14 protein-coding genes are annotated in these 15,726 nt (G+C 59.5%); 6 read left to right on the top strand and 8 right to left on the bottom strand.

What is annotated here, in order from left to right; genetic code table 11:
* Positions 1-335: 335 nt before the first annotated feature.
* From JOH52_RS25480 to JOH52_RS25470, 3 genes are all read right to left on the bottom strand, one after another.
* Positions 336-1,124 (bottom strand): response regulator transcription factor, encoded by a 789-nt coding sequence (locus JOH52_RS25480; RefSeq protein ID WP_107592573.1) that lies wholly within the window; start codon positions 1,122-1,124, stop codon positions 336-338.
* A 426-nt stretch (positions 1,125-1,550) separates the two neighbouring features.
* On the bottom strand, positions 1,551-2,327 hold the full coding sequence (locus JOH52_RS25475; protein ID WP_164777888.1) for a response regulator transcription factor: 777 nt from the start codon (positions 2,325-2,327) through the stop codon (positions 1,551-1,553).
* 793 nt (positions 2,328-3,120) lie between these two features.
* A complete protein-coding gene (locus JOH52_RS25470) occupies positions 3,121-3,864 on the bottom strand; it encodes a helix-turn-helix transcriptional regulator (RefSeq protein ID WP_017265479.1) in 744 nt (247 codons plus the stop codon).
* A 489-nt stretch (positions 3,865-4,353) separates the two neighbouring features.
* On the opposite strand from JOH52_RS25470, the gene JOH52_RS25465 reads away from it, so the two are divergent.
* The 6 genes from JOH52_RS25465 (at position 4,354) to JOH52_RS25440 (ending at position 10,684) form a co-directional block, all read left to right on the top strand.
* The gene (locus JOH52_RS25465; RefSeq protein WP_127657779.1) at positions 4,354-5,667 is read left to right on the top strand and encodes a polysaccharide biosynthesis/export family protein; all 1,314 of its coding nucleotides are present in this window, start codon (positions 4,354-4,356) and stop codon (positions 5,665-5,667) included.
* Positions 5,668-5,754: 87 nt separating this feature from the next.
* Positions 5,755-6,633: a glucose-1-phosphate thymidylyltransferase RfbA gene (gene rfbA, locus JOH52_RS25460; RefSeq protein WP_013850901.1), complete on the top strand. Its 879-nt coding sequence runs from the start codon at positions 5,755-5,757 to the stop codon at positions 6,631-6,633.
* Positions 6,630-7,214: a dTDP-4-dehydrorhamnose 3,5-epimerase gene (gene rfbC / locus JOH52_RS25455; protein WP_013850902.1), complete on the top strand. Its 585-nt coding sequence runs from the start codon at positions 6,630-6,632 to the stop codon at positions 7,212-7,214. The genes rfbA and rfbC overlap by 4 nt, the downstream gene beginning before the upstream one ends.
* The gene (gene rfbB, locus JOH52_RS25450) at positions 7,211-8,278 is read left to right on the top strand and encodes a dTDP-glucose 4,6-dehydratase (protein WP_015008450.1); all 1,068 of its coding nucleotides are present in this window, start codon (positions 7,211-7,213) and stop codon (positions 8,276-8,278) included. Before rfbC ends, rfbB begins: the two co-directional genes overlap by 4 nt.
* Complete coding sequence (gene rfbD, locus JOH52_RS25445) at positions 8,275-9,204, top strand: dTDP-4-dehydrorhamnose reductase (protein WP_017271973.1); 930 nt, start codon at positions 8,275-8,277, stop codon at positions 9,202-9,204. The genes rfbB and rfbD overlap by 4 nt, the downstream gene beginning before the upstream one ends.
* Positions 9,176-10,684 (top strand): O-antigen translocase, encoded by a 1,509-nt coding sequence (locus tag JOH52_RS25440; protein WP_015008452.1) that lies wholly within the window; start codon positions 9,176-9,178, stop codon positions 10,682-10,684. Before rfbD ends, JOH52_RS25440 begins: the two co-directional genes overlap by 29 nt.
* 26 nt (positions 10,685-10,710) lie before the next feature.
* On the opposite strand, the gene JOH52_RS25435 is transcribed toward JOH52_RS25440, so the two are convergent.
* Genes JOH52_RS25435 through JOH52_RS25415 form a run of 5 tightly spaced genes read right to left on the bottom strand, consistent with a single transcriptional unit; the run spans position 10,711 to position 15,725 of the window.
* The gene (locus tag JOH52_RS25435; protein ID WP_013850906.1) at positions 10,711-11,904 is read right to left on the bottom strand and encodes a DegT/DnrJ/EryC1/StrS family aminotransferase; all 1,194 of its coding nucleotides are present in this window, start codon (positions 11,902-11,904) and stop codon (positions 10,711-10,713) included.
* A complete protein-coding gene (locus JOH52_RS25430) occupies positions 11,901-12,875 on the bottom strand; it encodes an NAD-dependent epimerase/dehydratase family protein (RefSeq protein WP_107592570.1) in 975 nt (324 codons plus the stop codon). The genes JOH52_RS25435 and JOH52_RS25430 overlap by 4 nt, the downstream gene beginning before the upstream one ends.
* Before the next feature lie 15 nt (positions 12,876-12,890).
* Entirely contained in the window at positions 12,891-13,595 is a 705-nt protein-coding gene (locus tag JOH52_RS25425) for an acyltransferase (protein ID WP_026031300.1), read from the bottom strand.
* Positions 13,585-14,691 (bottom strand): DegT/DnrJ/EryC1/StrS family aminotransferase, encoded by a 1,107-nt coding sequence (locus tag JOH52_RS25420; protein WP_017271970.1) that lies wholly within the window; start codon positions 14,689-14,691, stop codon positions 13,585-13,587. The genes JOH52_RS25425 and JOH52_RS25420 overlap by 11 nt, the downstream gene beginning before the upstream one ends.
* Complete coding sequence (locus tag JOH52_RS25415) at positions 14,688-15,725, bottom strand: Gfo/Idh/MocA family protein (RefSeq protein ID WP_017265486.1); 1,038 nt, start codon at positions 15,723-15,725, stop codon at positions 14,688-14,690. Before JOH52_RS25415 ends, JOH52_RS25420 begins: the two co-directional genes overlap by 4 nt.
* Position 15,726: the final 1 nt, after the last annotated feature.

The raw sequence follows: 15,726 nt of genomic DNA, 5'->3' as shown, positions 1-15,726 counted from the left end.
GAAGGAAGCGCCTTGAACGATCGTCGCTGAGCTTATGTCAAGCGCGACTGGGAAGTTAAGCCACGGGCGACAGGGGCCAGATCGAACGTCCCTGGCCGGGGCGCCTGCAGCACAGGCATCAGGGTCAACGTGGGGCGCCTTCGCGGCGGAGCCCCAACCACCAACGCGCATCATGTTCCCGAACCAGTTGCGCCTATCAACGCGCTCGTCTTCATAGGAAAACTTGTAGGATTACGGAATCGAGAGCCCGGCTCATGTGCTTGCGCCGGCTCGAAACGAGCGAAATTCACCTGCACAATCCCCCTCACCGTCATTTGCTGGAATGATCAAGAAGCTCACGGTTGAGGCAGTCCTGGTTTCTCCAACTCTCCAATCTCGGCGGGGAACATATCGCCAAGCTTGTAAGCCACCTCGGTCCTGTTCGTCGCCTTCAGCTTTTGCATGATATTGCGGATATGGACCTTTACGGTGCTCTCACGCAGATTGAGCTCATAGGCAATGATCTTGTTTGCCTTGCCGCGCCTTAGCGCCCGGATGACTTCTTCCTGCCTCTGAGTAAACATCCCCCCTAGCGGCCGAGGCACCTCCCCAGCAGCCACCGTGATCTGTCGAGTGGAGAGGATACTGCTCGCAGGGACGAATGTCCCACCGGCTCGCGCCAGGTTGACTGCTTGCACGCAGATATCGAAGCCGATCGATGATGGAATATAGCCCCTGACGCCGCACTCCAATGCCTTTAGGATTTGTGCCAGTTCGTCCAAATCAGACAGGACCACGACCGGCGTGGGGCCAAACTCCGTCACGAGATCGGTTATTTCTGAGGCATTGCTGGGATCGGTGACTTTTCTGCCTCCGATGTTCAAGAGGATTGCCGCGACGGGCGGATGAAGATCCTTGTTCTTCCGCCATTCGCCAACCGATCCGAAGGCTAGGACCTCGATGCCGAGGCCGTGCAAAACGAGGCATTCGGCCAGGCATTCTCTGTCGAGCGTCCGATTGTCCAACAGGAGCAGCGCCGAACCGGCTACCGTGTTGTCACGGGCTCCATTGGTCGCCTCATCGGGAGAGGATGCGCCCAAAGCATGAAGCGCCGTATTGTTGTAAGAAAGAGCCACTGAATTCATGGTTGAAATCTCCCCGCCACGCCACTACTCGGGCGCAAATAAAAACGAGAGGGGCGGCTGAACGAAGGTTCACCTCACCGTTTCACAAATGCATTTTTGAGGCGACCGCAACGGGTCGCCTGCAACTAGAAGAAATAAAGAGGGCGCTAAGCGGCCGCCAATTAATGTCCCTGTCAGGAGATTCTAAGAATGAAGGATATCATAGAACCGATCTAGATGAAACTATTTAAACATTATGATTAAACTCGATTATTACATTACACTTTTGGCGATATAAGCCGTTTGAGCTAACTCGGTATACTCATCGTTCCCTCCAAGACAAGGGCGCTGATCTTCGTTAATGTCTGGATTCGGCTGATTTCCCGCTCCGACTCGGCTGAAAAAGTGGCGGAGCCGTCCGGCCTCAGGAGCCACGGCAGTCCGGCCTCAGGAGCCACGTGCATCGCCTGAAAACAGCTCATTGAGTTTGCAAGCGACCTCCGTCCGGTTCGTGGCCTTCATTTTCTTCATGATGTTGCGAACATGAACCTTGACCGTGCTCTCGCGGAGATTGAGTTCATAGCCGATGATCTTGTTTGCCTTGCCTCTTCGTAACGCCTCGACCACCTCCGCTTGACGGAGTGTGAACATTCCCGCCAGCGGCGAAGTCTCCCGCTTCTCTGCCTCGATCAGGTGGCGCGCCGCCAGAAGACTGCTTCCCGGCACAAAGACGCCGCCTGCCATCGCCAAGGCGATCGCTTCGATGCACACATCCACGCCGACAGATGCGGGAATATATCCCTGTGCCCCGCTTTCGAGGACCTGCAGGATCTGGGCGATGTCATCGCTGTCCGAGAGGACGACAACGGGGGCGGGGTTAAACTGAGAGGCGAGCTTGGAAATGTCTGCCGTCACATCCCCTACTTTGCGCGCGCCGATATTGACGAGGACGGCTCCGACGTCGGGATAGCTGCCCTTTGTCTCCTGCCATTCGTCGAACGAGCCGAAAGCAGCGACTTCCATCCTGAGGCCGTGATCGACCAGAGTCCTCGCCAGACATTCGCGGCCTAGCGCCCTGTCATCAAAGATGAGCAGACACCGTTTGTCCTTCTTTGCAAGTGGCTGCTGTTCCGCTTCCTTGCCTGACTGTAACGGGTTGGTTACGCGGTGCTGGTCCTGCGCGAATGGCAGCTCGTTCTCCAATTTCGGTGTAAAAGAAGCCATTGCCGAACTCCCTTTCGTCATGGCTACTCAGACAACTCCTTAAGAGTTGAGGGAGGATGGGAACGATCCCGCCGAAGCTGTATTAAACAAAAACTCTTCTTTAAAGAAAGTTCCCGTGAGTTTACGACTTAAAATTAAGCAGTATACAATAGTTTCTAGACTGCGGCCGGCCGATAAGCACCGGACGTTCGCTCATGTCATCCTTCGGATTACGTGATACCGCCAGCACTTTGCAATTAGCGAAATGAGAGAGTGCCACTACCTTTGAGGTAGCCGATTTGTCGGGCCATTCACCTTATGTAGGATGACGGCAACGAACGCCAAGGTGTCGGACGTGCCTCAAACCTGTTTCGCTCGCGCCAGAAAGCAGATGAGCTTGAGAGCGGTCTAGCCGATATCGAGCCGGGCGAACTCATCGGGAGTGGCATAGGTGTCGGCGGATGATGTCGCCGCGCCCACAGGACGGTACTGGAGACGGCCCCCGTCAGCGTTCTAAGCATTATTCCCGCCACCAGGAGTGCTCCTACCGTCGATCTGTCGGCGCTCGACGCGGGGGCGGTGAAACCCCCGTCATGAGCCGCTCCCTCGATCGATGTCAGCTCGCGGCGAAGGCCTGAGACGCGACCGGCCAAAGGACATGACCAACAGCGGCGCCGAGCCCTGTCGCCTGCAGGGCTGCTTTCCCCCTAGCAACGACGAATGAGCGCGTCGTGTCGTAAGGCTCCATGTAAACGCGCGCCATTTGGTGGTGTAAATCACCAGGGCCTGCCGGCGTGACGTAGACCGCCTGTGATCAAAGGCGTTCTTGCAAGCTGCGAAATCTTGCGACTGCCTCCGTTCTGTTGTGGGCGCCGAGCTTCGTTATAATGTTGTGCAGATGAATCTTTACTGTGTGCTCGGATAAACGGAATTCGGCGGCAATCAGCTTGTTTTGCAGACCGCGGGAAACCATCTCGAGAATCTGCAGCTCCCGAGCCGTCAGCTCCGAGACACCCGTCCCGTTGATCGGTGCGCCAGGCAGTTTGGCGCCGCCGCCGGGAGCATGACCGTTCCTTCTTGCGTCAAGAATTAGCGCAGGCGGAAGATAGTCGCCGCCGCAAAGCATCAACCCGATGACGGACAACCATGTATCGAGCCTTAGATTCATCGGGAGGACACTGTGTACCAACGGCGAACGGGTGAGCTTGAGGAACGATGCAGTTAGGTTCTCGTCATTAGGCTCGATCGCCGCCGCAAGCGCGTCTGGGTGCAAACGCAGCAGTTCGATGTATCTTTCATCGGCTTCGTCGATCATCCCAGGGTCGACAAGGATGAGCGATACAGGATGGGCAAAGACATTGCACGCCGCGGCAACCTGCTCAACCTCTTCGACAAGCACCCAAGAGAATTCCCGCTCGAGAGCACTGATCAATCTCTCTGAAATTATGCCGGTTTTGCTTATGATGAGAATGACGCGTCGGGGCCTCCGCTCATTTTTTGCGGCTGCGACTCTCCCGACCGTCGCATTGTCATAGTCACGCCTGCTCATCAAGCACATCCCTTCCCCGGAGCTCCAAACAACGGACCGGCTTTATGGATCACAGCTGACGACTCTAGCCTTCGCCATGCGTGATGACGACGGCGCAAAAGGATTGAGGTATACATAGAAGGGCAGGCATCGACGGAGTATGTTCGCCCCACCTCATCCGATCGAACTAGATAAACACGGCTATCATCCTCGATCGAATGAGACTGGCCGAACACTCGCTCGGCTTTGCGACGCCGGGCTCGTTCTTATGTTGGTCAAGTCGAGCGATCGATATACCGCTTGATTTCGAATGGACCTGCCGTCCCCTTGCTTCATCAATATTGATGAAGCGATACCGTCTTCGATCCACTTTCCAATTTATTCAAAACCTTCACACTTGAAGTAGCCATAAACCTATCGCGGACCTACGCATATTGCGATTGCGGACGATCTTGTCGATCGAGACGCGCCCCTCTCCCTTCGGGTGTGCGGCGAATGACTATGCTGGTTGGAGAAATAATGAACGTATCCCACCGTGCTAACCGTAGCTCCCTTCGAAGTGTTTTCCTTGCGGCTGCACTCGCCCTTGTCAGCGGCGCGTTGACGCCGGCGGTGGCCGGCGCCCCAGAGATTGCTCCTCAAACCAAAATTCGCCTGAAGATTGTACAGTGGATGCCCACGAGAGGCGAATATTCGCAATGGGCCCTCGGCGGCGAGTACGTCGTGTCTGAGGCCGGTGATATTTCGCTGCCCGTCATTGGTACCTTTGCTGTGCACAATCTCGACAGAGGACAACTTGCTGTCGAAATCTCACGACGCCTACAGGCCAAGATCGGGCTCGTTGAAGCGCCGGAAGCAGTTGTCGAGGTCCTCGAATACCCACCGGTATATGTCGTAGGAGACGTTGCGGCGCCGGGAGAGTACAAGTTTCGCCCTGGGCTTACGGTTCTGCAGTCACTGGCGAAGAGCGGCGGCTATTTCCGCGACGCCGACAAACAATCATCGGAAGCCGAAATAACTCTGACGGGTGGACTACGAACCATCCGCGACTCCCTTTTGCGGAGCAATGCCCGGATATCGCGCCTCAAGGCCGAGCTGTCGGGTGCCACAGAGATCAGCTTCTCTGACTCTTTGGCCATTGATGGAGCACTTGGCGCCGTGGCACGCGAGCAAGAGACTGTCATCTTTGCGGCGCGACTGAAGGCGCTGGAGCGGCAGTCGAAGTCCCTCTCTGAACTGCGCGATCTCTACAACCAAGAAATCGACGTGCTCGGCGTAAAGATGAAAGGCGCCGAAGCAAGCATCAAAGCAGCCGAAAAGGAACTGGGAGGCGTCAAAAGCCTGGTCGAAAAGGGCGTGGCCGTGGCGTCGCGTCAATCGGAGCTGGAGCGGGCACTTGCAGGCTACCGCGCCGATCGCCTCGATCTGGTCACCGCCATTATGAGAGCGCGCCAGAATATCAGTGAGGCCACGCGCAATCTCGAGGGTCTCAATGATAGGCATAAGTCGGAAGTAGCAGCCGCGCTTCAATCAGAGCAGGAAAAGGTGGACCAGTTGAAGCTAAAGCGAGAAACCACGGAAAGGCTGCTGCTCGAGGCTCTCGAGACTAGAACCATCGGAGGTCCTACAGCCGAAGGCCCCTCCCCCACCTATTCCATCACGAGACGGGTGAACGGCAAGGCCACCGAATTTCCAGCGTCCGAAGCAACGGACTTGATGCCCGGCGACGTTGTCAGTGTCGTGCGGCAGGTTCAGCAGCGCGCCGTCGAACCGTCGGCGCATCTGGAAAGTGTAGGTCCGACCGTGCCAGAGCTAGAGCGGGCCAGTCAATGAATAACCTCGCCAGCGCATACGTGATTTCGCGCGCCATACAACGCCCACGACAGGCCGGCGATAGGACAGCGACAGGGGGAGGCGTGGATGAAGGGCATAATATTGGCGGGCGGAAGTGGCACGCGGCTTTACCCGCTAACAATCGCGGTCTCGAAGCAGATTCTGCCGATCTATGACAAGCCGATGGTCTATTATCCATTGAGCGTGTTGATGCTGACGGGTATCCGGGACATTCTCATTATATCCACCCCGCGGGACCTGCCTTGCTTCGAGGCCCTTCTTGGCGACGGCTCCGTCTTCGGGCTTAGCCTTTCCTATGCCGCACAGCCGCACCCCAATGGGCTTGCCGAGGCTTTCATCATTGGCCGCGATTTCATCGGTAGCGGCAATGTCGCAATGATACTCGGCGACAACATCTTTTTCGGCAACGGTCTGCCGAACGTCTGCAGGCAGGCGGCTTCCCGAGAGACTGGCGCCTCCGTTTTTGCCTATCGCGTCGACGATCCGGAGCGCTACGGCGTCGTCACCTTCGACCAGCGGACGGGCAAGGCAGTGACCATCGAGGAAAAGCCGGCGCGGCCAAAATCCAACTGGGCGGTCACGGGCCTCTATTTTTACGACAAGGATGTGGTCGACATCGCTGCGTCGGTCGGACCTTCCGCGCGAGGTGAACTCGAGATCACCACGGTCAACAACTTCTATCTGGAGCAGGATCGGCTGCATGTCTGCCAGCTCGGACGAGGCTATGCGTGGCTCGATACAGGCACCTATGACAGTCTGCATGACGCCTCCTCTTTCGTGCGAACCGTCGAACGCCGTCAGGGTGTCCAGATAGCCTGCCCAGAAGAAATCGCGCTCGATATGGGCTGGCTTGGCCCCGAAGACGTGTTGCGACGGGCCGGCGTGCTCGGCAGGACGGCCTACGCCTCCTACCTCCGCCGGCTGGTAGAGGAACATGCCGGATGAGCCTCGTCGTCATCAGATCGCTTGGCCTCGACGGGGTCCTGGAGATCCTGCCGGGCAGGATCGAGGACGAACGTGGCTTCTTCTCTGAAACTTGGAACGAGCGCAAATTAGCCGAAGCCGGGATCGCGTTGCACTTCGTTCAGGACAATCATTCCTTCTCGGCCGCGAAAGGCGTCCTGCGCGGACTTCACCACCAACTCTCACCCTACGCGCAGGACAAGCTGGTCAGGGTGATAAGAGGCGCCATCTTCGACGTCGCAGTGGACATACGCCGTGGCTCGCCAACCTTCGCGCAATGGGTCGCGGCCGAGGTTTCCGCTCGCAAGTGGAACCAAATCCTGATCCCAAAGGGTTTTTCGCACGGCTTCCTGACGCTCGAACCGAACACGGAGGTGATCTACAAGGTCACCAACCCATATTCACCAGCTTACGATAGATCGATCCGTTTTGACGATCCCGAGATCGCAATCGCCTGGCCACTGCCAGTTGCCGAATTCCAGCTGTCTGGCAAGGACGCGGCGGCTCCGCCGCTGGGGCAAGCCGAACTGTTCAACTTCCCGGTGGAGGGGGCCCGGCTATGAACATCCTCGTCACCGGCGGCGCCGGTTTCATTGGCTCCGCGCTCTGCCGATACCTTGTGGCCGATCCAGGCAATCGTGTCATCAACCTCGACAAGCTCACCTATGCCGGCAATCCGGCATCGCTCAGGCAAATCGAGGCCTTGCCGAACTACCGGTTCGTCCGGGGCGACATTTGCGACGAGGCAGCTGCGGCCGATGTCCTTGCTGCGGAGCGTATCGACCGCATTATGCATCTTGCCGCGGAAACACATGTGGACCGGTCGATTGACGGACCTGGCACGTTCATCGAGACAAACATCGTTGGCACGTTCAGGCTGCTCCAGGCGGCAACGAAATATTGGCGCAGCCTACCGGCAACGGCAGCCGAACGGTTCCGCTTCCACCATGTTTCAACTGACGAAGTGTTCGGCGATCTTTCCCTTGATGACAACAGTTTCCGCGAGGAGACGCCCTATGCTCCATCCTCGCCCTATTCCGCCTCAAAGGCTGCATCTGATCACCTTGTTCGCGCCTGGCATCACACCTTTGGCCTGCCCGTCGTCATTACCAATTGTTCCAATAACTATGGCCCGTTTCACTTTCCGGAAAAGCTGGTGCCTTTGATCATTCTGAATGCCCTGGAGGAAAGGCCGCTGCCGGTCTACGGCAACGGCACCAATATTCGCGACTGGCTTTATGTTGACGACCACGCACGCGCTCTGGATCTGGTCGCGACGAACGGCGTAACCGGCGAGAGCTACAATATCGGTGGAGGCTCCGAGCGCTCCAACCTCGCGGTCGTCCAGACGATCTGCGATATTCTCGATCAAAAGCAGCCGCAGCGAAGCTGCCGAAGCTATCGCGACCTTGTCGCGTTTGTCGACGATCGACCGGGCCACGACCAACGCTATGCCATGGATACCTCCAAGATCGAACGCGAACTTGGCTGGAAACCGTTGGAAAGCTTCGAGACGGGATTGTCGCGAACGATCGACTGGTATCTGGCCAATAGCTGGTGGTGGCGGCCGATCCGCGAACGGAACTATCGCGGCGAGCGGCTCGGCAGAGCGGTGGCCGGGCGATGAGAGTGCTCGCCACGGGCACGACCGGCCAACTCGTCACCAGCCTGAGGGAGGTCGCGGCGGGATCACGCGACGTTGAGTTGTTTGCCATCGGCCGCCCCGAATTCGATCTCACGAGACCGATACCAATGCGGGAAGCCATCATTGCAGCAAGACCCGACATCGTCATCTCTGCGGCCGCCTATACCTCGGTCGATCGCGCCGAAGACGAGCCAGCATTGGCGCGTGCCGTCAATGTCACGGGGGCCGCCTGTGTCGCGGAAGCCGCGGCATCGCTCGATATACCGGTCATCCATCTGTCGAGCGACTACGTCTTTTCCGGTGACGACCGCACACCACGCCGGGAAGACGACGAAACGGGGCCGCGCACCGTCTACGGCGCCACCAAGCTCGCAGGGGAAGAAGCGGTTGCAAGCATTACAGCGCGTCACATCATCTTGCGGACAAGCTGGGTCTACAGCCCCTTTGGCACCAACTTCGTGAAGACGATGCTGAGGCTCGCCTCAGCGCAGGAACGGCTGTCGGTCGTTTCGGACCAGTACGGTAACCCGACGTCGGCGCTGGATGTTGCAGCTGCGATCCTCCTGATCGCGACGCAGCCGAGGCAGGATCGCTTCGGCACCTACCATCTCACGGGAACGGGCGAGAGTAACTGGTCCGGCTTCGCACGCCACGTCCTGGCCGTAAGCCGGCACCATGGCGGACCTTCCGCTATTGTGGACGATATCGCCACCGCCGATTACCCAACGAAAGCCCGGCGCCCCCGGGACTCGCGCCTTTGCACCAACAAGTTCGCCGGCACATTCGGCTGGCGTCTGCCTGACTGGCAAACAAGCACCGAAACGGTCGTCGCGCGCATCCTCGCGCCCGGCCGCGCAGCAGTGGACGCGAGTGAGGTCTATGAAACCGCGCGCAAACTCCGAGGGTGAACGAAGTTACACCCAGATCCTCAAGGCCACGGCGCTGATCGGCGGCTCGTCTGTGATAACGGTGCTGTTTGCCATCATTCGCAACAAGGCGATAGCGATACTCCTCGGCCCGGCGGGTGTCGGGCTAATGGGCCTTTACAGCTCGATCGCCGATATCGCCTATGCGATCGCCGGCCTTGGGATACAGGCGAGTGGCGTGCGCCAGATCGCTGAAGCAGTCGGCAGCGGTGACGCCGAGAGAGTTGCCCGCACGGCGACCGTTCTTCGACGGACGTCAGTCGTGTTGGGTTTGCTGGGTGCGCTGCTTCTCGCAGCGCTCGCCCTTCCGGTTGCGAACTTCACCTTCGGCGACCACAGCTACGCCGCCGGCATCGTCCTGCTCTCGGCGTCCATCCTCTTTCGGCTGCTGGCTGACGGCCAAATCGCATTGATTCAGGGCATGCGAGACATCGTGAGCCTCGCCCGCATCAATGTTTTTGGCGCCTTCTTCAGCACGGTGATCAGCATTCCGCTGATATACGTCCTTGGCACGTCCGGGATCGTCGTTTCTCTTGTCGCCGTCGCCGCGGCAGCACTCGCGACCAGTTGGTGGTACGGCAGGAAGATACGCATAAGCGTCAGCGCAATATCAACGCTAAACGTTCGGCGGGAAGTCTCTGCTCTCCTAAAGCTGGGCGCCATCTTCATGATCAGCGGGTTCCTGACGCTCGGCGCGGCGTATGCGGTCCGCATCATCGTCCTCAAAGCAGAAGGTATTGCCGCTGCGGGTCTCTACCAGGCCGCGTGGACGCTTGGCGGCCTCTATGCCGGTTTCATCCTGCAGGCAATGGGAACCGATTTCTACCCACGCTTGACGGCGATCGCCAAGAATAACGCCGAGTGCAATCGGCTTGTCAACGAACAGGCGGAAATCAGTATCCTCCTTGCTGGTCCGGGCTTGATCGCGACGCTGACCGCCGCTCCCTTGGTCGTAAGGGTCCTCTATTCGCCCGAGTTCTATGACGCGGTGGACCTCGTCCGCTGGATCTGCCTCGGAATGATGCTACGGATCATCTCATGGCCGATGGGCTTCATCGTGCTCGCCAAGGGCGCAAAGGCCGCCTTCTTCTGGGCAGAGGTTGCGGCGACCACGGCACATATCGGGCTCGCCTGGCTCCTGGTCGAAGCCTTTGGGACGGTGGGTGCCGGCGCTGCCTTCTTCGGGCTCTATATCTGGCATAGCCTGCTGATCTACATCATCGTACGGCGGCTCTCGGGCTTTCGCTGGTCGGATCAAAATCGCAGGCTCGGACTGATCTTTTTCCCCGCATCCGCGCTCGTCTTTGGCGCCCTCGCCCTTTTGCCGCTCTGGCCGGCAACTGTATTCGGCCTCCTCATGACCGCGTTGAGCGGGGTCTACTCTCTTCGGGTGCTCACCGAACTCGTGCCTATCGCGTCACTGCCCGCGGCACTAAAGGGCTGGTTTTCACGCTCGGCATGAGCCGCGCCCGCAAATGGGCAATATCGTCAGAGCGCCTGCAAGGCTGTTGGCGAGGCGACAGCGATGATGGATAAAAGAGTGTCGACTGCTAGCGCCACATCGGCGTTTGACATCTGCGCAAAGAGGGGCAGGATCACCGATGTCTGTTGCGCAACGACGCTTCGTGTGAGGCTCGTGGCAGCTCTATGCGTTTCGCTTCCAACATAGGCCTTCTCCAGATGGATGTTCATGACGCCGCGGCGGGACGAAATGCCGCAATCCAGCAGCGCCTGCATGGTCTCGCGCTGGTCAATCCACTCGGACAGTCCCACGCAATAACTCTGCCAGTTGCTCCTGGCCCAGGCGGGCTCGCCCGGCGTCTGCAGCCCCGCAACCGGGGAAAGGCGCTCCGTATATTGTTCCGCCAGTTCCCTTCGCCGCGAAACAAGCGCACCAAGTCTCTTCAACTGCTCACGTCCAATCGCCGCCTGTAAGTCTGTCATGCGGTAATTGTAGCCGAGCTCCGCATAGCCCTCGTAGATCACCTGTCTCGCGCCATGTCGGACGGTGTCCGGAACGCTCATGCTATGCTGGCGCCAAAGCCTGAACTTTCGATCGTGCTCGACGTTCGCAGTCGTCAGCATGCCGCCGTCGCCGGTGGTTACGACCTTGCGAGGGTGGAACGAGAAACATGCGATGTCGCCGTGCGGCTTGCCTATTCTTTCCCATTGGCCTTGCCATAGGATCTCGCTTCCGGCGGCGCAGGCGGCATCCTCTATCACCGGAATGGCATGCCGTTTAGCGATCTCGACAACGCGGCGAAGGTCGCAAGGCATGCCGAGCTGGTGCACGCACAGGATTGCCTTTGTGCGGGGCGTGATTGCTGCCTCGACCAGATCGGGATCCATATTGTAGCCGCTCGTTTCTATGTCGACGAAAACCGGTAGCGCGTCGCAGTAACGGATGGCATTCGCCGTCGCGATGAAGGAGTGACTGACCGTGATGACTTCGTCTCCGGCGCCGACACCCACGCACTTCAAGGCGAGGTGAAGCGCGTTTGTGCAGTTCGAAACGGCGCAGGCGTGCGGCGCGCCGACGAAGTCGGCGAATTCGCTTTCGAACGCCGCTACTTCGGGGCCCTGAGTGACCCAACCCGAAAGGACAACGCGTCGGACGGCCTCCACCTCCCGCTCATCGAGCACGGGCTTGGCGACCGGAAGCTGGTGCGATGCATGCCTCATGCCGCCTCTCCCCCTGCCGAGGCGCGCTCGCGCCGCCACCACCCGATGAGCTCGCGCAGGCCCTCCTCGAGCGAAATCTCGGTCTTGAAGCCCAGAAGCCGTTCCGCTTTGCGCATGTCGGCCAGCCGGCGCGTGACCGCGTTCACCTTCCGCGCCGGCTCATACTGAGGCTCGATCGATGAGCCCATAATGCGGGCGAGCAGTTGAGCAAGATCCTTGAGGCTTGTCTCCGTACCGCTAGCGACGTTGAACACCTCGTCCGTGACACCGGATTTCGCCGCCAGAAGATTGGCTCGTGCAATATCGCGGACATGCACGAAGTCCAGGGTCTGAGTGCCGTCGCCCAGGATAATCGGCGGGCGTCCGGCCGCAATGCGCTCCATCCAGCGGATCAGCACCTCCGTATAGACGCCGTGGACATCCATGCGCGGCCCATAGACGTTGAAGTAGCGGAGCGCGACATAGTTGAGGCCGTACATCTCAGTGAAGCTGCGGAGCAGCCCCTCGTTGAAAACCTTGGCGGCGCCGTAAATGGTCCTGTTATTGTAGGGGTGATGATCCTCGGTCGTCGGGAAGCTCTCGGCCAAGCCCAACACGGAGGCCGAGGAAGCGGCCACCACCTTCGACACGCTTGCCTTGATCGCCGCTTCGAGAACATCGAAGGTGCCCCCGGCCAGCACGTCGAAGGCAAGCCTTGGCTCCTCGGCGCATTGGGTGATGCGAATGGCCGCCTGGTGGAACACGACGTCGACGCCGTCCATCACTCTCGCCAGAAGAGCCCGATCCCGGATGTCGCCTTCAATGATCCTCACCCGCCCTGTGCTCGCTGCCTGATGGAGGTTTTCCCGCCTGCCGCGAACAAAATTGTCGAGGATCAGGATCTCCTGAGGCTCTTCGCGAGCGACGACATCGGCAATGTGCGAACCTATGAGGCCGGCCCCGCCCGTGATCAGTACTCGTTTGTTTCTCATCAAGGCCCCCGTTGCTCATCGTTTCGCCGGCGACGGATCAGAATCCCCCCGCCAGCGCAGGAATTTCGCGGGCACCCCCGCAACGACGGAAAAAGCCGCAACGTCAGAGACGACGACGGCGCCGGCCCCCACGAGCGCCCCTTTGCCGATCGTGACACCGGGCAGGATGGTGGCGTTCGTCCCGATATCGGCCCATGCGCCGATGTAGACGGGCTTGATTTCTAGGTCGGTTCGGATGATCGGCACGTCGGCAGGGATGCCGGTGTGGCTGGATCCGAGAATTTTGGCGCCCGGCCCCCATCCAACGAATTCCTCAATGACGAGCTCGCGCGCGTCGAGATATGCCTGCGGCCCGATCCAAACATTGTCGCCGATCAAACATTTCCCGTCGTAGCGGCCCTGCACATAGGCCTGCGCGCCGATGAACACGCCGTCGCCGATCTCGAAGGTCTCCGGATGTTTGAAGCCGGCTCCGCTGCCCACCTGCAGACCGCTCCCGCAACGCCTCGCGGCGCTCTGCCAGATCACCTTGCGCATCAGAGCGTCGGTGAAGCCGTCGCCCGTCGAGAAGCGACCGTAAAGCTCAACCAGCCCGCCGGGGCCGTAGGCCCGTCTGAGCTCCTTGACCAGTTCCATTTGGTACGGAGGGTCGCCGACGGCTTCACGGCGGCCATGCACCGCCGGAACAACTCGGCAAGTCGCGGGGCGTTCAATGGACATGGGCCTCCTGCTCCACCGCCGACGCAACCTCTTCGATCTGCCTCGTGGTCATTTCCGGGTAGATGGGCAGCGATAGTACCGAGCGGGCCGCAGACTCCGATCTCGGAAAATCTCCAGGGGTGTAGCCGAGGTCAGCATGCGCTTTCTGCAGATGCACCGGAATGGGATAGTGCAAACCGAATTGGATGCCCTGAATAGCCAGCGCCCTTTGCAAGTATTCGCGATCCCGGCACCGGATCGCATAAATGTGGTAGACGTGGCGCCGGTCGGCAGCCTCTAAGGGCGCTCTCACATCGTTCGATCCAGCCAGCAGCGCGGAATAGCGGGCTGCATGGGCGCGGCGCGATTGCGTCCAGTTGTTGAGATGCCTCAGTTTTACACGCAGGATAGCACCTTGAATGCCGTCCATCCGGTAGTTGAAGCCCTTGAGCACGTGATGGTACCGGCGTTCCTGTCCCCAGTCGCGTAGCATGCGTACGGTGCGCGCGTGACTGTCATTGCTGGTGACGACAATACCGCCTTCGCCGCAGGCGCCGAGGTTCTTTCCCGGATAGAAACTGAAACAGCCCAATACCCCGATGCTTCCGGCGCGACGGCCCTCGTATTCGGCGCCGTGAGCCTGACATGCATCCTCGATAATGGGCACGCCCAGACGGTCGGCAATAGCCTTGATCGCGTTCATGTCGGCCATCTGCCCGTAAAGATGGACGGGCATGATCGCCTTCGTTCGGGACGTGATCGCGGCTTCGAGCTTTGTAGCGTCCATGGTTAGCGTCACCGGCTCAACATCGACGAAGACCGGCTGCGCGCCGGTATAACAGATCGCCGACACCGTGGCGACGAACGTGAAGGGTACGGTGATGACTTCATCGCCGGGGCCTACGCCAAGCGCCAGCAGAGCCAGATGGAGGGCACTTGTGCCCGTGTTGACGGCGACCGCGTGCCGCGTGCCGCAATATTCCGCGAATTCCCGTTCGAGCTGTGCGACCTCTTCTCCCAGCACGTATTCCGCTGAAGCGAGCACGCGCATCACCGCCGCATCGATGTCTCCCTTAATCGATGCATATTGCGCCTTTAGGTCGAGAAAGGGGATCATGCGATGCGCCTCACCTGTTCGAGCTCGACGACTCGCCCACGCTCGGCGAGCGATTGCGTTGCGGCTTCCAGGATCCTCACCACGCGCAGGCCGGCATTTCCGTCAGCGACGGGGACTTCGTTGCGCTCTATACAGCCTACGAACTGGCGCAGTTCGATGCCGAGCGCTTCTGCGAGATCGAGGTGGGGGGCATACATATCGCCGGTGCGATAGCCGACCAGCATTTGATAGACCTTTTCACCATTCTTCTGAGGGCAGCCGTTCAACGTGATGCCCCTGTCATACACCTTGATCTTTTCGCTCGGCTCGAGATCATCGTAGAGGATCATCTTGCTGCTGCCACCGATAAGGGTCCGCCGCACCTTCACGGGGGCGAGCCAGTTGACGTGGACATGAGCGATCAACTTGCTCTCGAAGAAAAGATTGAGATAGGCGATGTTCGCAGGCTCGCCGGCAACATGGCTCATGCCGGTCGCAGAAACGGCAACCGGTCGCTCGGGGAGCACGTAATCCATAATCGACAGATCGTGCACCGCGAGGTCCCAGATGACGCTGACGTCGTGCTGGAAGAGACCTAGATTTACGCGAACAGAGTCGTAGTAGTAGACGTCCCCAAGCCCGTTCTCGACGAGCTCACGCATCTTGCGCACGGCGCCGGTGTGTACGAAGGTGTGGTCGACGGCAAGCACGAGGCGGCGGCGCGCCGCCTCCTCTACCATGCGGCGCGCTTCATCCGATGTGGACGCCATCGGCTTTTCGACCAACACATGCTTGCCGGCCAGCAGCGCTTGCATCGTCAGTTTGAAGTGCGTATGAGCGGGTGTCGCAATCGCGACGGCGTCTATCCGCGGATCCCGCAGGACCTCTTCAAACTCGTCCGTGATCTCAACGGCCGGGTAGCGACTCCGGACGCCGTCGAGCCGATCCTTGCGCAGGTCGCACACGCAGACCAGGCGCGCTCCCGGCATTTCCCATAGATTGCGGACGAGGTTTGGTCCCCAATAACCGTAGCCCACGACTGCAACACCGATCATT

This window comes from Sinorhizobium meliloti, from assembly GCF_017876815.1.
GTDB lineage: Bacteria > Pseudomonadota > Alphaproteobacteria > Rhizobiales > Rhizobiaceae > Sinorhizobium > Sinorhizobium meliloti.
The sequence above is the reverse complement of the archived record's forward strand: the minus strand, read 5'-3'. Positions and strand labels throughout refer to the sequence as shown.